Source organism: Burkholderia theae (genome assembly GCF_048565265.1).
Taxonomy (GTDB): domain Bacteria; phylum Pseudomonadota; class Gammaproteobacteria; order Burkholderiales; family Burkholderiaceae; genus Burkholderia; species Burkholderia theae.
Genome location: NZ_CP183462.1, coordinates 1,742,993 through 1,760,348, shown reverse-complemented (window position 1 = coordinate 1,760,348; position 17,356 = coordinate 1,742,993). Strand labels below are relative to the sequence as shown.

Sequence of the window (17,356 nt, the reverse complement as noted above, 5' to 3'; positions counted from 1 at the left end):
AAGCCGACTGAATTAAAAGAGATCGTCAGACGATTGGCTAATTGATATTGGATATGTTTTCGATAGCCGCGGCGCCGATGCGGCGCGGGCCCGTTCGTTGCGGAGGGAACGAACGATGATTGTTGCGCACGCAATGAGTTGTTGCGCTGCGCGACACACCGCAATCGTGCGTGTATCGCGCCGGCACCGTCAACCCGCGTTCGTCTGCCACCCGAGCCCGAGGCTCTTCTGCAGCGACACGTAGTCCTTGATCAATTCGGCTTGCCCGGCGATCACGTTCTGCTGCGCGGACAGCGCCTCGCGTTGCGTATCGAGCAGGTCGATCATCGATGCGACGCCCGCGCGATAGCGCTCGTCCATCAGCGATCGGGCGTGCACGGCCGACGTCTGCACCTTGGTGAGTGCCACGACGTGCTCGCGCTGGTGCCCGTAGCGCTGCAATGACGTGTTGGCATCCTGTAGTGCGCCGAGCACGGCCTTCTGATAGTTCGCTTCCGCTTCATCGCGCGACGCTTCGGCCGCGCGTACCGCGCCGCGGGTGCGGCCGAAGTCGAGAATGTTCCATTGCAGGTACGGCGCGCCGACCCAGGTGAAGTTCTGCTTGCGGAACAGATGGCCGGGGTCCGTCGCGCTGAAGCCGAGATCGCCGAGCAGCGTCACCTTCGGGAAATAGTCGGCGACATGCTCGCCGATCTGCGCGTTGCTCGACGCGAGCCGGCGTTCGGCCGCTCGAATGTCCGGGCGCTGCTTCAGCAGCGCGGCTGGATCGCCAATCGCGACACTGCCGGGCAGCGTCGGCAGCGGGGCGTCCGGTGCCGACAGCGCGGTGTCGAGCGCACCCGGCGCGCGGCCCGTCAGGATCGCGAGCCGGTCGAGCGATTCCGTCACCTGCGCATCGAGCGGGATCAGCGACGCGCGCGTGGTCTCGACCTGCGTCGTCAGGCGTTCGATGTCCACATCGGCCGCGACGCCGCGCGCGCGGCGCTGCTGCGTCAGTTCGAGCATCGTCTGCTGCAGTTCGGCCGTGCGCTGCGACAGCGCGAGCCGCTGCTGCTGGTCGCGCAGGTCGACGTAGGCGGTCGCGACTTCGGCGGCGATCGAAACCTGCGTGTCCGACAGATCGGCGTCGACGGCCTCCGCTTGCGCGGATGCCGCTTCGACCGCCCGGCGCGTGCCGCCGAACAGGTCGATTTCCCAGGTCGCGTCGAAGCCGGCCGAATAGAGCTGCAGCGGGCCCGAGCCGCCCAGCGACGGCGATGTGCCGCCCGACTGGTTCGAGCCGTTCGACGGCAGCAGCGAACCGAGCGCGCTGACGTCCGGTTCGCGCATGCGGATGGCCGCGACGGTGGCCGACGATTTCGGCAACTGGGCCGCGCGCTGTTGCGAGAGCTGCGCGCGTGCCGCGCGCAATCGCGCCTGCGCGGCGTGCAGATCGGGGTTGTACACGAGCGCGGCGGCGATCAGGTCGTCGAGCTGGCGGTCGTTCAGCGCGTGCCACCACGCGCTTGGCGCAGGCGCGCGGGTGTCGATGCCGGATGCCGGCGCGCGCACGAAGGTCGGCGCATCCGGCGCGGCGGGCGCGCCGCGGTAGTCGGGGCCGACCGTGCAGCCGGCGAGCAGGCACGCGGCCGCGCACAGCGTGAGCGCAGGGTGGCGGGGCAGGGAGAAGGGTTTCATCGCGTAAGACGGTTCAATGGCCGGACGACATCGGCTGTGGCCCGCGCGGCGTTCTCAGCAGCAGCGCGAGCGGTACGCAGGCGAGCAGTGCGAGGCCCAGCAGGTAGAAGGTTTCGGAGTAGGTCATCACGACCGCCTGGATCTGGATCTGCTGCGCGAGCTGGCCGAGCGCGCGCATGTTCGAATACGCGAGGTCGCCGGTGTGCGCGAACCAGTTGGCCGCATAGGCCGACAGCCGGTCCTGCCCGATCAGCGAATTCGCGGTCACCGATTCGCGGAGCGCGGCCGTATGGAAGGTCGTGCGCCGGTCGATCACGGTGCCGATGATTGCGAGCCCGATCGAGCCGCCGAGATTGCGCGCCATGTTGTAGAGCCCCGCCGCATCGCCCGAGTCTTCGCGCGCGACCGCCGCCATCGACGCCTGGTTGAGCGGCATCATCGCGAGCATCTGCGCGACGCCGCGGATCAGTTGCGACCACACGAAGTCGTGGCCGACGCTCTGCGCGGTCAGGCTGATGTCGAGCATGCAGCTCAGGCAGAACAGCAGCAGCCCCGAGATCACGAGGATGCGGAAATCGACCTTGCCGAGCAGGCGCGGCAGGATCGGCATCACGAGAAAGGCTGGCAGCCCCGACAGCAGCATGATCGCGCCGGCCTGCTCGGCGTTGTAGCCGGCGACGATCGCGAGGAACTGCGGCAGCAGGTAGGACACGCCGTACAGGCCGGCGCCTACCGCGGACACGATCACGATCACGCTCGCGTAGCGCGGGTTGCGCATCAGTGACAGCCGCATGATCGGCCGCTTCGCGAAGCGTTGCGACAGCGCGATCAGGATCATCCCGGCGAGCGACACGAGGCTCAGCGTGACGATCATCTGCGATTCGAACCAGCGTTCGCGCTGGCCTTCCTCGAGCACGACGGTGAGCGAGCTCAGGCCGATCGCGAGGCCGGCGATCCCGAGCCAGTCCGCGTTGAAGAACGAGCCCCATTGCGGGCGGTCCGACGGCAGCCCGAACACCAGCAGCGCCATCAGCAGCAGGCACACGGGCAGGTTCAGGAAAAAGCACCAGCTCCAGTTCACGTTCTCCGCGAGCCAGCCGCCGAGCACGGGGCCGAACAGCGGCCCGAGCAGCACGATCAGGCCGAACAGCGTCATCCCGACCGGCAGCTGCGACAACGGCAGCCGCGTGCGGATGATGGTCTGCGCAGTCGGGATCAGCGCACCGCCGGTGAAGCCCTGGCCGATCCGGCCGGCGATCATCATCGGAAGCGAATGCGACCAGCCGCACATCATCGAGAACGCGATGAAGAGCGCGGAGTTCGTCAGCAGGAAATTGCGCAGCCCGAACACGCGCGTGAGCCACGCGGCGAGCGGGATCATCACGATTTCCGACATCAGGTAGCCGGTCGAGATCCACGTGCCTTCGGTGCCGGTGGCGCCGATTTCGCCCTGGATCTGCGGCAGCGCGGAGTTCGTGATCGAGATGTCGAGCGTCGCCATCAGCGCGCCGAGCGCACCGGCCGCGACCGCGATCCAGTCGGTCACGCTCGCGCGGCCTTCGTGCGGCGGCGCGGGCATCGTGGCGGGCGTATCAGCCATGGTGCTGCTCGTCGCGGGCCGAACGCGTATCGACGTCGACCGTCACCGACAGGCCCGGCAGCAGCATGCGCTGCGCACGCGCGTCCGCGGCGAGGCGGATGCGTACCGGCACGCGCTGGACGATCTTCGTGAAGTTGCCGGTCGCGTTTTCGGGCGGCAGTAGCGCGAACTGCGCGCCCGTGCCCGGCGCGAAGCTGTCGACGACGCCGGACAGCGCGCCGTCCGGCAGCGCGTCGACGTGCAGTTCGACGGGCTGGCCGATGCGCATCTGGCCGATCTGCGTTTCCTTGAAGTTCGCGACGAGGTAGATCGCATCGACAGGCACCACGGTCAGCAAGCGCGTGCCGGGCTGCACATATTGACCGACGCGCACCGTGCGATCGCCGACGCGGCCGGCGAGCGTGCTGCGCACGACCGTGTTGTCGAGGTCGAGCTGTGCCTGCGCGGCGCTGGCCTGCGCGGCTTCGAGCTGCGCGCGCGCCTGCTGGAGCTGCGCGGTAAACGACGCGATCTGCGTGCGGGCGGCGGCGATCGATGCGTTGTTTGCGGCGAGCGTCGCGGCTGCCTGGTCGCGCGTGCTTTTCAGGTCGGCCACGCGTTCGTGCGTTTCGGCGCCGGTCGCCGCGAGCGGCGCATAGCGCGAGTATTCGTCGCTCGCGTGGCGGGCGTTGATCTGCGACACCTTCGCCTGCGCGTCGGCCTGTTCGAGATTCGCGTGCTGCTGGCTGATGTCGGCTTCGGCGCGCGCGATATCCGCACGGCGGGCGTCGACGGTCGCGAGCGATTGCGCGAGCGCGACCTGGTACTGGCGGACGTCGAGCCGCACGAGCGGATCGCCGGCCTTCACGGCCTGGTTGTCGCGCACATACACGTCGGTCACGTAGCCGGCGACCTTCGGCGCGGCGGTCATGCTGTCCGCCTGCAGGTACGCATCGTTGGTGCTTTCGATGAAGCGGCCGACCGTCCACCAGCGGCCGAGCCAGACGGCGCCGCCGATGGCCGCGAGCACGGCGACCACGAGCAGGATGCGTCGCTTCGATCCGACCTTTTCGTTGCGCGGCGTTGTTCCGGTTTCCTGACGATTTGCTTTCTGTGGCGGGTCTTGCAGCGTCGACATGCTGGCGTCCAATTTATTCCGAGTGGAAGAATTATTCCAGTTGCTAGAATTGTGTCAAGTAGAATGTCGATCGATCGAATGACGAGGAATGCATGAACGAAGCGAAGAAGCTGCGTCGCACGTCGGCGTGCGGCTACGCGCGCGGCGACGAAACGCGCCAGCGGATCATCGAGGCGGCGATCGAACTGTTCGGCGAACGCGGGTTCGCGGGCGCATCGACGCGCGAGATCGCCGCGATGGCCGGCGTGAACGCACCGGCGCTCCAGTACTACTTCGAGAACAAGGAAGGCGTTTACCGCGCGTGCGTGGAGACGATCGCCGAGAACGGCTGGGAGGTGTTCGCGCCGTCGGTCGGCCATGCGTGGGCGATGCTCGACGCGGACGCGGACGTCGACGTGCTGATCGACGCGTTCGTCGGGCTGTTGCGCGCGTTGTCGGACCGGATGTTCACGGCGCCGAAGACGATGAACCAACGGTTGTTCTTCGCGCGCGAGCAGGTCGGCCAGGAGCCGGCGAGCGCGAGCGAAATCCTGATGAAGCGCATGCGCAAGCCGCTCAACGACGTGAGCGCCGAGCTGATCGGCCGCATCTCGGGGCGGCCGGCCGACGATCCCGTCACGCGCTTGCGCGCGATGAGCCTGTACGGGCAGATCACGGTGTTCCACATCGCGGAGCGTTCCGCGCTGCAGGTGCTCGAATGGGATGCGTTCAATGGCGAGCGCGCGGCGCTGCTGATCGAGACGATCGCCGACCAGACGCGCGTGCTGCTCGAACAATGGCATGCGCAGCGCGATGCGTCTGCCACCGATCCGGAGCCTGCCGCGAAGCGGAAGCCGCGTGCCGCGGCGAAACGCACGACGAAGCCGGATGCCTCAACCTCCGCGGCGAAAAACACGCGGCGCGTGACCAAGCCCGCCGCGCGTTGAGCGCGACGGGTCGTTAACCCGTCCAGTCAGTTCGGCTTGCGCGCCGGCTCGTCGTTTGACGGCGGCCGGGGCGCTGTTGCGGCGGCATTGCCGTTGCCGTCATGGCTGCCGTTTTCGTCCATGCCGGCCGGCCGCGATCCATCCGCGTACGCGACAACGCTGCGCTGCGGATTGGCGATCCGGATGCCGCGCTCGCGGAAGGTTTCCGCGATGCGCCGGTTGAATTCACGCTGCACGCTCCAGCGCGTCGAGTCCGTGCACTGCATCTGTCCGGCCAGCGCGAGCGCCGCGCCGTCGACCTGGTCGATGCCCCAGTAGCTGAAGTCCGACAGGATGCCGTCGTGGTATTTCGGATCGTCGCGCAATGCGGCGCCGATCTCCTTCAGCGTCGCGATCGCGCGATCGATGTCCTCGCCATAGGCGATGCTGACCTTGACGGCCGCGTTGCCGAGCCCGCGATTCGTGTTGTTGACGGTCGTCACCGAGCTGAACGGGATCGTGTACAGCGAACCGTCGCCGCCGCGCAGCCGCACGGTGCGGATCGACAGGTACTCGACCGTGCCCGACACGCCGGCGAGCGTGACCCAGTCGCCGACCTGCATCGCGTTTTCCATCAGCAGGAAGATCCCGGTGATGAAATCCTGCACGAGCTTCTGCGAGCCGAAACCGAGTGCGACGCCGAAGATGCTGGCGCCGGCAAGCAGCGGGCCGATGTTCACGCCGAGCTCGCTGAGGCCCGTCAGCACGACGACGAGCGCGATCATCACGAACAGCAGCGAGCGCAGCATCGGCAGCAGCGTGCGCAAGCGCGCCGCGCGCACCAGATTGCCTTCGCGCGTCCAGCGCTGCAGACGGCGCTCGATCGCAATGTTCGCGGCTTCCCATACGACGAGCGCGACGATGGCAGCGATCGCGATCGTCATCAGCGCCGACGCGAGCCGGTGGCCGATCGTGCCGGTTTCGAACGCGCGGAAGATCGGCACGCCCCAGATCTGCAGCAGCAGCACGACGGTCACGATGCCGATCGCGCCCGACACGATCTGGCGCAGCAGCGGGTAGTAGCGGTACGCGTGCAGGTGGACGAGCGTGCGGTCTTCGTCGCGGCCCTGGAACAGCCGCGCAAGCGCGCCGAACACGACGATCGATACCATCCGCATGCCGATCATCACCGCGATCGAGCGGCCGCCGAGCGTGATCAGCACGCGGTAGCCGTTGTGGACGTCGAGTGCCCACACGAACCACAGTGCCATCACGATGAATACCGACACGGGTGCCCATGCGTCCGCGAGCGCGTTGCCGACCACCGCGAAGGTCGGCCGGTCCGCGCCGGCCGCGCGGATCCGTGCGGCGACCGGCCGGCGGCACTGAAGGATCAGCGCCGAGATCATCACGTGCCCGACGAGCGCGACCGCTTTCAGCAGCGCGACGTGACCGGCCTCGCTGAGGCCGAAGTTCGCGGCGATCTCGACCGCGGCCGTGCACGCGCCGACCACGATCACGATCCGCGCGATCGAGCGTTGCGCGAAGTCGGCCCATGCATCGCTGATATGCAGCAGCCGCAATTGCCGTGCATCGGGCTGGAAGAACAGCCGGCTGACGATCGTGACGAGCCGGCAGATCACGTAGATGTCGATCAATGCCTCGAGCGCGGATTCGATCGGCGTGCCTGCATCGCCGATCACCGACATCGTCAGGCTCGCGACGCCGACGAACACGAGCAGCGGCACCGCGCGCAGCACGAGGCTGACGAGCGCGCGCGGCATCCGGTGCAGCAGCGTGGTTTGACGCTGCGCATGGCCGAGACCTTGCGACGATGCGGGCGCGGCGTCGGGCGGGGCGGAGGCATCCGGTGGTGATGCGTTGTCATCGTCGGGCGTGACGGAGTCGGCCGCGGTGCGGCGCGACGCGTCGGCGCGCCGTGCGGCCACCGTGGCCAGCGCGCGTCGCAGCAGCCGCTTCGCGAACCATTCGACGAGGAGCGCAGGCAAGAGCACCGCGACGATGAGGAAGATCGCGTGCATGAAATCCGCGCGCGCGTCGGCGCGCACCAGCCTGTCATGCCACCAGCTTCCGACCGACCCGACATCGAGCAGCGAGCGCAGCGATGCCTTCAGCGCGCCGCCGACTTCGATGGTCCAGCGCGACCCCTGGCGGACGAGCATCGACGCGAGCCCGTTCGACGTGAGGGCGCTCGGGGCGGCGGCAGCCGACGCGCCGCTGGCCGCGGCCGTTTCGCTGGCAGCGACCGCGGGCGCGCTCAATACGCCGACGGCCGCGATCGCACGCAGCGTCGTTTCGACCTGCGCGCGCTCGCGCGGGTTTTCGAGCACGGTGAGTGCCTGCTGCGCCTGTTGCGGCGTCAGCGCGGGCGCGGTGCCGGAGGCGGCTGAAGCGGCGGCCGGGGCGGGAGCGGCCGCGTGCGCGGCCGAGACGACGGCGGCCAGCAGCCAGCCGAGGAGGAAATGTCGCATGAGTGGGCATGCGGGCGCGCATCGGCGCGCGGCCCGCCGAGCTGAACGATGGACGGAAGTTAACATGATCGCGATCGGAACCGAATAGTTCCTTCGATGAGTATTCGAATCGGGCATACGCGAGGCGGCGCGGGCGTTTGCGAGTCGTTCAAGCATCGCATCGCCGCGAATCCGGCTGCGCGTTCTGTCATGGAAGTGTCTGACAGCAGACTGTAGACGACCCGATATGTGGGAACGTCCTGCTTGCCGGATCGTAAGGGGGTTGTAACGACGCGTGCGCCGCGCCATATGAATTCGGATTCCTGACGAATCACGCCTGCCCGTCGTGAAAAACCGGCAGCACGTGCTCCGCGAGTTCCTCGATGACTTCGCGCACGGGCCGGTCCGATCCCGGATTCAGCGTGACGTGATGCGTGCCCGCCGCGCGCATGCCGTGCAGGATGTCGACCAAGGCATGGCGCCCGGTTGCATAGCCGAGCGGCAATGCGGTGGCCGGCGTATCGGGCTGCGCGGCGAGGTCGAGCCGCATCGATACGCCGAACGCGCGAAAGGCCGGCGACGCGAGCCGGTCGACCGCCGCGCGCCACATCGAATAGCGGGCGCGCTGCGTGTCCGGATCGCGGTGATACGTCATCCAGCCGATCGAGTGCCGTGCGATCCAGTCGACGCTCTGTCCGCCCGAGCCGACCGCGAGCATCGGCACTGTGCCGTCGCCGCGCGGCAGCAGCGTGAATTCGGGCGCGTCGGGCGGTGCGTCGTCGGGCAGCACGCGAGACGGCATGCCGAGCGCGGCCGCGACGACGTCCCAGTGTGCGCGGTACCGGTCGCGCCGCGTTTCCGCGTCGACACCGAACGCCGCATATTCGGGCGGCCGGTCGCCGGAGCCGAGCCCGAGGATGAAGCGTCCGCCCGACAGCGTCGCGACCGACAGCGCGCCTTTCGCGATATGCAGCGGATGACGCAGCGGCAGCACGATCGCGCCGCTGGCGAGCGCGATCCGGCGTGTGCGCGACGCCAATGCGCCGAGCAGCACCCACGGGTCGAGGTGGCCGACCGGATCGGGATAGTCGGCGCTGTTCAGCGGCACGTCGCGAATCCACAGCGCGCGAAAGCCGAGCGTATCGGCCAGCGCCGCGAGTTCGAGCTGTTCGTTGAAGTCGGCGATGATCTGGCCGCTGCGAAGCAGCGGCAGCGTGAGGCCGATCGACAGCCGCCCGGCCGAAAAGACGCGATGCGCGACGTCGGGGCGGGCGGGGGCGGGCGTGGTCATGTCGAATCCTGGGAGGCGGTGCAGCGCGAACGCGCGGCGTTGCGTGTCCGAATGCTAACGTGTTTGCGCAAGGCGGGAGCGGGGCGGCCCGTGCGAAGGGGCCAGGCCGCGCGCCCGCGGCCGTTCGTGCGCGGGCGGCCGCTGTCGGGCGATTGTAAGGCGATTGGCAGCGGCGCGCAGATGCAACGCCGCGGTACCCGCGCGGGCCGTGCGCGAGCCGCACGGCGGCAGGCTCGGGCAACCTGCACCGACCGGGCGGGCCGCCGTGTGCGTTTCAGTTTCGAAACGTTCGCGCTTTTTGCCGGTGCGCGACATGCGTCGACGGCCGTGTTTCGGCCCGCGCGGCCTTGCGCCATGAAGCATGGTGCGCTCCTTGCATATCTGTGCGGGCCGTGAGCGCGGTCGCGGGTGCAGTGGGGCCGGCGATCGCTTCAGTGGGTCGGACGTATCGAAGACGGGGACAAGAGAATGAAAAGAGACCGAATCGCAACGTATCGTGTTGCAAACATGAATCGCCGACCTGCCGGGACATTCGCTTCGCCGTTGATCGAGGCGACGTGAGCGCGCGGCTTTCCGTTCCATCCGAGCAATCGGGTTCGTACTGAACGACGACGTGCATGCGTGACGCACGAGGCCGACCGGTGCCGGTCGGCCGTCGGGGATGAACCGTGAACGCTTGTGGATGGCCCCGGCCTGGATCCCGGATCGTCATGAAGCTGCGCGCAACGCAAGTCGTCGCGCGGCGTTTTCGTTCGCGTGCCGCGCATGGCCGCGGCGTGGCGAGCCCGAACCGGATCATGCAGGAAAGCCGGCGACGCAACGATGCGCGCGGCATCGCGGAACATGCGTAATTCAGGGGAAGCGTTCGCCGGTCGCAGCGTGACGGACGCCGCAAGTTTGTGCTGTCAGTTGATCCACTACCCCGATGGATCAATTGTTGAAGCGCCCATCGCCGAGTGGCGGATGGGCGTCTTTTTTTGTGCGCCGGTCGGCCGCGCGGGCCGTCGGCCCGATCGCGCGGCGTTCTGTATGATGTGCTGGCGTGCCTGGCCGCCCATGCGGGCGCACGGCCTGCCGGCGCGCCCGATCACGTGTTGCCAACATGAACGACAAAGCCCTGCACGACCTCTCATCCGCCGGCGTCGATCCGGCCGCGCTCGATGCGCTGCACACGTTCGTCGAGCGTCATCCGCGCCTGCTCGTGCTGACCGGCGCGGGCATCAGCACCGATTCCGGCATTCCCGGCTATCGCGACCGTAACGGTCAATGGATGCGCTCGCCGCCGATCCAGCTCCATGAATTCCTCGGCTCCGATGCCGCGCGGCGACGCTACTGGGCGCGCAGCATGATCGGCTGGCCCGTTGTCGGCCGCGCGCAGCCGAACGGGTCGCACGTCGCACTGGCGCGGCTTGGCGGCGCCGGCCGGATCGAGCGCCTCGTCACGCAGAACGTCGACGGCCTGCACCAGCGTGCGGGCAGCGGCGACGTGATCGAGCTGCACGGCGGGATCAACGGCGTGACGTGCCTCGCATGCGGCGCGCATCATGCGCGCGCGGCGATCCAGACCGTGCTCGAGGCCGACAATCCGGAACTGCTGGGCGCGCAGGCCGAGCCGGCCGCGGACGGCGACGCGCATCTCGAATGGGCCGCGCTCGACACCTTCCGCATCCCGGCGTGTCCCGCGTGCGGCGGCCTGCTGAAGCCGGCCGTCGTGTTCTTCGGCGAGAACGTGCCGCGCGAGCGTGTCGCGCTGGCGTCGCAGGCGCTCGATGCGGCCGACGCGCTGCTCGTCGTCGGCTCGTCGCTGATGGTGTATTCCGGTTACCGCTTCTGCGTGTGGGCGCAGGCGCAGCACAAGCCGGTCGCCGCGCTCAATCTCGGCCACACGCGCGCCGATCCGATGCTGACGCTGAAGGTCGAGGCGCGTTGTGCGCCCGCGCTCGACGCGCTGACCGCGCGGCTGGGCCTCGCGGGCAATGCACCGGAGCACGCATCGTGACCGATCAAACGCCTTTGCCCGATCCGTCCGCACGGCTGTCGGCGCCGGCGGCCGAACGCAATCGCGGGCCGATCCTCGACGTATTGCGCCACGTGCTGCCGGCGAGCGGCAGCGTGCTCGAAATCGCGAGCGGCACGGGCCAGCACGTCGTCCACTTCGCGCAGGCGCTGCCGGGCCTGCGCTGGCAGCCGAGCGATCCCGATGCGCAGGCGCGGCGCTCGATCGCCGCGTGGGTCGCGCACGCGGGCCTCGCGAACGTCGCCGGGCCGCTGGCGTTCGACGTGCGCGACGCAGCCTGGCCGGTCGGCGCGCTCGACGCGATCGTCTGCATCAACATGATTCACATCTCGCCGTGGGCCTGCACCGACGCGCTGTTCGCGGGCGCGTCGCGCCTGCTGCGGCCGGGCGGCGTGCTGTTCCTGTACGGCCCGTATCGCCGCGAAGGCCGGCATACGGCGCCGTCGAACGAAGCATTCGACCTGCAGTTGCGGAGCCGCGACCCGTCGTGGGGCGTGCGCGATCTCGAAACCGTCGTCGCGCTCGGCCTCGATCGCGGGCTCGACTGCATCGAGGTCGTCGAGATGCCGGCGAACAACCTGAGCGTCGTGTTCCGGCGGCTTCCGCACGCGGAGCAATGACACGCAAGCGCGCATCGCCGCCGGGTTTCCACTATCCTTTCGCCTGTGCGCGCGGCCAGGTTCAGGTCGCGCCCCGTTTTTTCCGGAGAATTGACTAATGGGCAAACAAGCAATCGGTGTGATCGGGCTGGCGGTGATGGGCCGCAATCTCGCACTCAATATCGAGAGCCGCGGTTACGCGGTGTCGGTGTATAACCGCAGCCGCGAGAAAACCGACGAACTGATCGCCGAATTCCCCGGCCGCAATCTGGTGCCGACCTATACGCTCGAAGAGTTCGTCGCGTCGCTCGAAACGCCGCGCCGGATCCTGATGATGGTCAAGGCAGGCGAAGCGACCGACGCGACGATCGCATCGCTCAAGCCGCTGCTTGAGAAGGGCGACGTGCTGATCGACGGCGGCAACACGCACTTCACCGATACGATCCGCCGCAACCAGGAGCTCGCGCAATCGGGCCTGCACTTCATCGGCACCGGCGTGTCGGGCGGCGAAGAGGGCGCACTGCGCGGCCCGTCGATCATGCCCGGCGGCCAGCGCGACGCGTACGACCTGGTCGAGCCGATCCTCAAGCAGATCGCCGCGAAGGCACCGTCGGACGGTGAGCCGTGCGTCGCGTACATGGGCCCGGACGGCGCGGGCCACTACGTGAAGATGGTCCACAACGGCATCGAATACGGCGACATGCAACTGATCGCCGAAAGCTATTCGGTGCTGAAGGACGTCGCGGGCCTGACCAACGACGAGCTCGGCGCGGTGTACACCGAATGGAACCAGGGCGAGCTCGACAGCTACCTGATCGAGATCACGTCGAAGATCTTCGGCAAGAAGGACGAAGAGACCGGCAAGCACCTCGTCGACGTGATCCTCGATCGCGCCGCGCAGAAGGGCACCGGCAAGTGGACGAGCCAGAACGCGCTGGATCTCGGCGTGCCGCTGCCGCTCATCACCGAATCGGTGTTCGCGCGCGTGCTGTCGTCGCTGAAGACCGAGCGCGTCGCGGCCAGCAAGATCCTGTCGGGCCCGGCCGCCGCGCCGTTCGACGGCGATCGCGCGGCGTTTGTCGAAGCGGTGCGCCGCGCGCTGTACCTGAGCAAGGTGATCTCGTACGCGCAGGGCTTCGCGCAACTGCGCACGGCGTCCGAAGAGTACGGCTGGAACCTCGATCTCGGGACGATCGCGAAGATCTTCCGTGCGGGCTGCATCATCCGCGCGCGCTTCCTGCAGAAGATCACGGACGCGTACGCGAAGGATCCGGCGCTCGCGAACCTGCTGCTCGATCCGTACTTCAAGGACATCGCCGCGAATTACCAGGCGTCGCTGCGCGACGTCGTGGTCGCCGCCGTGAAGGCCGGCGTGCCGGTGCCGGCGTTCGCGTCGGCGGTTGCGTACTTCGACAGCTACCGTTCCGAGCGGCTGCCGGCGAACCTGGTGCAGGCGCAGCGCGACTTCTTCGGCGCGCACACGTTCGAGCGCACCGACAAGCCGGGCAGCTTCCACGCGAACTGGTCGTAATCGCCCGCGAGGGCAGCATTGTTGCGAAAATCTATTCTTTGAATAGGGTTTCTCTATCCCGGATGCCGACATTGTTGGCTCCGGGGAAACAGTGTTTTCGCTCTTTCATGGTTTTCCCTAGGGGACGTCGGGACTAAACTCTGTTCCATCGCTGCAGACATGGTGTGTGCGGCGGAGCAAAAAAATCCCCGGAGGTAATCATGAAATCGCTGATCGCAACGTTCGCTGCAGCTGCTGTCCTCGCCGTTCCCGCCGTGTCGTTCGCCCAACAGAACGCGCCCGTCACCCGTGCGCAAGTGAAGGCCGAACTGGTCGCCGTGCAACAAGCCGGTTACAAGCTGGGCAGCGACCGTACGACCTACCCGGAAGGCATCCAGGCTGCTGAAGCCCGTGTGAATCCGCAACAGAACGTCGCCGCCGCCGACACGACCGGCTATGGCGCACAACCGGCCGGCGCACAAGAATCGGGTGCTCCGGCTGCTGCAAAGACCGGCTGGCAAGTCAAGCGTATCGCTGACGACGCACCGATCTACAAGGGTCGTTAATGGGACGGCCGCCCAGGCGGCCGGATCCGACCCCGTAGTACAAACAGCCCGTCGTTCCGCAAAGCGGAACGACGGGCTGTTTTCATTGGTGGCGTGTACCGCGCCGGCGCTCAGTGCAGCGGGCGCGTGCCGCGCCCGATATCCCGGAACAGCGCTTCGGCCGGTTCCAGCACCTGCAGCCACGTTTCGTCGTAGCCGCTCAGCGTGTCGAGCGCCTCGCGCAGCCGCTCGATCGCGAGGACCGGCAACTCGACGCTGTGGCGCGTACCCGTCAGGTGCGCGACGCTCGCCAGCTGGACAAGCGCATCGGCCGCCTCGGCGACGTCGGTCGCGAACAGCAGGTGCCGGTTGAGCAATTCGACCAGGCCGCTGGAACCGGCGAAATCGTCGGCGTTGAGCTGCACGGAAAGAAACGTCGCGTTGTTCATCGTCATGCTCCTCGTTGTCGTTGGATCGCGCTGCGCATCACCGAGTATAGGCGGCGATCGAAGGGGGGAATGTGACGGGGCCGAGATGGCGGGCGAGGGCGGCGACGCGTGCGGAAGACCCGCGACAGGCCGCCGGACGGCCCGCGCGGCGCGGTTTGCGGGCCGCCGGCACGCAGGTGCGGCGCCGCAAGATTGTTGCCGGATCAGGCACTTGTCGCGGCCCTGACCGCCACAAATGGTATCTTTGCCGGTCGGAACGACGTGAAAAAGGGGCCGGTGAGCCCGTTCGCGCCGACTCCGCTGTGGAAACTGACGGCCGCGAGAGCGGTCGGATACTGGTTGGTCCGGCCCTCCGGCCGGACATCGTGCGTCGCGCGCCGGAGGGCGGTGGGCGGCGCAACGACGCAAATCCGGGAGGACCCTTGAGAGAAACTATTCCCATCCACGATGCGCTCGCGCGCTGGCTGCCGCAGGCGGCGCTCATCGCCGCGGCCGTCGCGTTGTCGGGCTGTACGCTGACACCGTGGACCGACAACTGGCAACCGGCGCGTCAGTCGACCCCGATGTCGGCCGCGACGCCGGGCGTGATCGCCGGCTATTACCGCGTGAACCCGGGCGACACGCTCGCGGGCATCGCGGGCGCCTACGGGCAGCGCGTGCAGGACGTGGCCAGCTGGAACCACATGGCGCCCACCGATGCGGTGTCGCCCGGCCAGGTGCTGCGCGTCGCGCCGCCGCCGGCCGCGACGTCGCTCGGGCAGCCGTCCGCCGCCGCGCAGCCGGGCTCGCTTGCATGGCCGGCCACGGGCGTCGTCGCGACGCCGTTTACGGCCGGCAAGACGCGCGGCGTCGTGATCGCCGCATCCGGGCCCGACCATTCGGTGCGGGCCGCGGCGAACGGGCGCGTGGTTTATGCCGGGTCCGGCGTCAAGGCCTATGGCCCGCTCGTGATCCTGAAGCACGACAACGGGCTCATTACGGCCTACGGACACAACGGCAAGCTGCTCGTCAACGAAGGCGACGCGGTACGCCAGGGCCAGCCGGTCGCCGAGATGGGCACCGACCCAAGCGGCCGTTCGACGTTCGAGTTCGAAGTCCGTCAGAACGGCAAGGTCGTCGATCCGATGAACTTCCTGCCGCGCAACGGCGGCTGACCACCCGCGTCGCCACGTGTGCGCCGGGCGGCGCACACGCTCCCGCCTTCTTCCACCTTCATCCTTCCTTGAACGCCGCGGTGCCGGCCTGTCTCGCGCGATTGCCGAGCCAGCAGATGCCCAGTGCGAGCGCCGCCGCGCCGAGCGCGATCAGCGAGCACTGGATCGCGACCGGCAGGTAGCCATGCGGCCGCGGATCGACGAACGGGTAGGGATACCAGTTCTCCAGCGCGCCGCGCACCAGCGTATAGCCGAGATAGATGACCGGAAAGCCGAGCCACGCAAACGCGCTGCGCCGCGGGATCGGCGAGCGCGGCTCCACGTACAGCCAGTCGCACAGCATGACGAGCGGCACGATCCGGTGCAGCACCCAGTTGTTGAACGCGGGCGTGACGTGGCGCAGCGCATCGAGCCGCGCGAGCAGGAGTTCGTAGACGATCGCGGTGATCAGCATGTACAGCACGGCGGCACCGCGCATCGATTCGTAGCGCGCCGAGCCGGGGCGCGCGATGCGCCAGAGCCCCGCGGCCAGCATCCCGGCCGCATAGAGGCTGCTCAGTTGCGTGAAATAGCTGAGAAAGTTGCCGAGCTCGAACGCGGGCATGCCCCAGTAGCCGGCGATGCTGTGCAACGTCGTCGACACCGCGAGCAACGCGGCGGTCAGCCGGTAGGCCGCAACGAAGAACGCCTTGCTCATGATGCGCGCGCAACGTTGACACCAAAGCTTCATCGTGCCACAGGCGTTTCCGGGCGCGATGCGGATTTTCCATATGAAGGCCCCGCGCGGCGCGTTGACGATTCGTCCGATATTTGACCGTGCCGCGCAAAACCGGACGCCCGTGCGGCTACAATCGTGGCAGCTTTGCCGGGCTGCCGAGCCGATTGCGGCATGCGCCCCTCCCCGCATACAACACGAGACGAAGCATGAGAAACATCCTCGCGAAACAGACGCGCTACAGCTCGCCCGCGATCTTCTTCCACTGGGTCATCTTCCTGCTGGTGGCGTTGGCCTACCTGGCCATCGAGATCCGCGGGCCGAAAGGCAGCGACAGCCGTGTGTTCTGGATGAACGTGCACCTCACCGCAGGCACCTTCGTGCTCGTGCTGTCGGTGCTGCGCGTGCTGTGGCGGGCGGTCAGCCGCGTGCCGCAAGCCATTCCGCAGGCGGTGCTGCTGCGCTGGCTCTCGAAGCTCGCGCATGTCGCGCTCTACGTGTTCATCATCGCGCAGCCGCTGCTCGGCATCATGATGATCAATATGGGCGGCAAGCCGGTGTCGCTCGACTGGCTCGGCGTGTCGTTCACGCTGTTCGGGCCCGACAAGGCGCTGCGGCCGACGATCAAGGAAGCGCACGAGCTGATCGGCAACGCGTTCTACTTCGTGATCGGCCTGCATGCGCTGGCCGCGCTGTACCACCATTTCATCCGGCGCGACGACGTGCTGCGGCGCATGGCACCCTGATCGCCACGCTCCGGGCGCGCACGGCAGGCGAGGGCGCATGGTTGTGTTGACAACCATGCGCCCTCGCTGCGTTTACCGTCATGTGCGGCTGGCCATCGTGGCGAACATTCTGTAACATCTCGGCTGTTTTTACATTCCGCTTACTCGCCGCTGCGCATGCTGCACCGACATCGTCACCTGACCGCCTGGCTCGGCGTGCTCGCGATCTGGTTCGCGATCGCGGCGCCGCTGGTGTCGCAGTGGCGCGTCGCGCAGGCGGCCACGCCGGAAGCGATCGTCTGCAGTACAGAGCACGGCGCGCATCAGTCGCCCGATGCGGGCCGCACGCACGATCACGCGCTGCATCTCGATGCGTGCGGCTATTGCGGCTTCTTCGCGCACAGTCCCGCGCTCGGCGCGCCTGCCGCCGCGTCGTTCGCTTCCGTTTCCGTCGTTTCCGTTGCCGCCGCCGCGCCGCCTGCCGTCGCGGTGCGCGCCAACCGCTATCCGCGCGCGTATCCACGCGCACCGCCCGAGCGCGCCTGACGCGTTTTCTTCCGTTCTGTTCCACCGCCGATATC

16 protein-coding genes are annotated in these 17,356 nt (G+C 68.0%); 9 read left to right on the top strand and 7 right to left on the bottom strand.

Going from position 1 to position 17,356, the window contains the following annotated elements:
* Positions 1–189 precede the first annotated feature (189 nt).
* From ACN22W_RS25400 to ACN22W_RS25390, 3 genes are read right to left on the bottom strand one after another with little or no spacing between them, the layout of a single operon-like run.
* Positions 190–1,677, bottom strand: coding sequence for an efflux transporter outer membrane subunit (locus ACN22W_RS25400; RefSeq protein WP_193100973.1), 1,488 nt, complete (start codon positions 1,675–1,677; stop codon positions 190–192).
* Between the two features lie 13 nt (positions 1,678–1,690).
* Positions 1,691–3,277 carry an MDR family MFS transporter gene (locus tag ACN22W_RS25395; protein WP_048252177.1) on the bottom strand — a complete coding sequence of 529 codons (1,587 nt, stop codon included), beginning with the start codon at positions 3,275–3,277 and terminating at the stop codon, positions 1,691–1,693.
* Positions 3,270–4,394, bottom strand: coding sequence for an HlyD family secretion protein (locus ACN22W_RS25390; RefSeq protein WP_343490366.1), 1,125 nt, complete (start codon positions 4,392–4,394; stop codon positions 3,270–3,272). The genes ACN22W_RS25395 and ACN22W_RS25390 overlap by 8 nt, the downstream gene beginning before the upstream one ends.
* Positions 4,395–4,486: 92 nt before the next feature.
* On the opposite strand from ACN22W_RS25390, the gene ACN22W_RS25385 reads away from it, so the two are divergent.
* On the top strand, positions 4,487–5,320 hold the full coding sequence (locus ACN22W_RS25385) for a CerR family C-terminal domain-containing protein (protein ID WP_419687477.1): 834 nt from the start codon (positions 4,487–4,489) through the stop codon (positions 5,318–5,320).
* A 26-nt stretch (positions 5,321–5,346) separates the two neighbouring features.
* Here ACN22W_RS25385 and ACN22W_RS25380 read toward each other — a convergent pair whose 3' ends face one another.
* Together ACN22W_RS25380 and ACN22W_RS25375 are read right to left on the bottom strand one after the other, a co-directional pair.
* The gene (locus ACN22W_RS25380; RefSeq protein WP_419687476.1) at positions 5,347–7,791 is read right to left on the bottom strand and encodes a mechanosensitive ion channel family protein; all 2,445 of its coding nucleotides are present in this window, start codon (positions 7,789–7,791) and stop codon (positions 5,347–5,349) included.
* A gap of 310 nt (positions 7,792–8,101) precedes the next feature.
* The gene (locus tag ACN22W_RS25375) at positions 8,102–9,061 is read right to left on the bottom strand and encodes an LLM class oxidoreductase (RefSeq protein ID WP_419687475.1); all 960 of its coding nucleotides are present in this window, start codon (positions 9,059–9,061) and stop codon (positions 8,102–8,104) included.
* 710 nt (positions 9,062–9,771) lie between these two features.
* On the opposite strand from ACN22W_RS25375, the gene ACN22W_RS25370 reads away from it, so the two are divergent.
* The 5 genes from ACN22W_RS25370 to ACN22W_RS25350 all read left to right on the top strand — a co-directional run bounded on the left by ACN22W_RS25370 (position 9,772) and on the right by ACN22W_RS25350 (position 13,753).
* Positions 9,772–9,912: a hypothetical protein gene (locus tag ACN22W_RS25370; RefSeq protein WP_419687474.1), complete on the top strand. Its 141-nt coding sequence runs from the start codon at positions 9,772–9,774 to the stop codon at positions 9,910–9,912.
* Positions 9,913–10,163: 251 nt separating this feature from the next.
* Positions 10,164–11,060, top strand: a complete 897-nt coding sequence (locus ACN22W_RS25365; RefSeq protein ID WP_412024936.1) for an NAD-dependent protein deacetylase — start codon at positions 10,164–10,166, stop codon at positions 11,058–11,060.
* Positions 11,057–11,698 (top strand): DUF938 domain-containing protein, encoded by a 642-nt coding sequence (locus tag ACN22W_RS25360; RefSeq protein ID WP_419687473.1) that lies wholly within the window; start codon positions 11,057–11,059, stop codon positions 11,696–11,698. Before ACN22W_RS25365 ends, ACN22W_RS25360 begins: the two co-directional genes overlap by 4 nt.
* A 97-nt stretch (positions 11,699–11,795) precedes the next feature.
* Complete coding sequence (gndA, locus tag ACN22W_RS25355) at positions 11,796–13,208, top strand: NADP-dependent phosphogluconate dehydrogenase (protein WP_021160879.1); 1,413 nt, start codon at positions 11,796–11,798, stop codon at positions 13,206–13,208.
* 200 nt (positions 13,209–13,408) lie between these two features.
* Complete coding sequence (locus ACN22W_RS25350) at positions 13,409–13,753, top strand: DUF4148 domain-containing protein (RefSeq protein WP_412024934.1); 345 nt, start codon at positions 13,409–13,411, stop codon at positions 13,751–13,753.
* A gap of 110 nt (positions 13,754–13,863) precedes the next feature.
* On the opposite strand, the gene ACN22W_RS25345 is transcribed toward ACN22W_RS25350, so the two are convergent.
* Entirely contained in the window at positions 13,864–14,181 is a 318-nt protein-coding gene (locus tag ACN22W_RS25345; protein WP_129516912.1) for a hypothetical protein, read from the bottom strand.
* Positions 14,182–14,603: 422 nt separating this feature from the next.
* Here ACN22W_RS25345 and ACN22W_RS25340 point away from each other — a divergent pair, with 422 nt between their 5' ends.
* Entirely contained in the window at positions 14,604–15,335 is a 732-nt protein-coding gene (locus ACN22W_RS25340) for a peptidoglycan DD-metalloendopeptidase family protein (RefSeq protein ID WP_129516913.1), read from the top strand.
* Positions 15,336–15,393: 58 nt separating this feature from the next.
* Here ACN22W_RS25340 and ACN22W_RS25335 read toward each other — a convergent pair whose 3' ends face one another.
* Positions 15,394–16,032, bottom strand: a complete 639-nt coding sequence (locus ACN22W_RS25335) for a Pr6Pr family membrane protein (RefSeq protein ID WP_419687470.1) — start codon at positions 16,030–16,032, stop codon at positions 15,394–15,396.
* 227 nt (positions 16,033–16,259) lie between these two features.
* Between ACN22W_RS25335 and ACN22W_RS25330 the strand changes: the two genes are divergently transcribed.
* Both ACN22W_RS25330 and ACN22W_RS25325 read left to right on the top strand, forming a co-directional pair.
* Positions 16,260–16,796 carry a cytochrome b gene (locus ACN22W_RS25330; RefSeq protein WP_048250537.1) on the top strand — a complete coding sequence of 179 codons (537 nt, stop codon included), beginning with the start codon at positions 16,260–16,262 and terminating at the stop codon, positions 16,794–16,796.
* A 156-nt stretch (positions 16,797–16,952) separates the two neighbouring features.
* Positions 16,953–17,321 carry a DUF2946 domain-containing protein gene (locus ACN22W_RS25325; RefSeq protein ID WP_412024931.1) on the top strand — a complete coding sequence of 123 codons (369 nt, stop codon included), beginning with the start codon at positions 16,953–16,955 and terminating at the stop codon, positions 17,319–17,321.
* Positions 17,322–17,356: the final 35 nt, after the last annotated feature.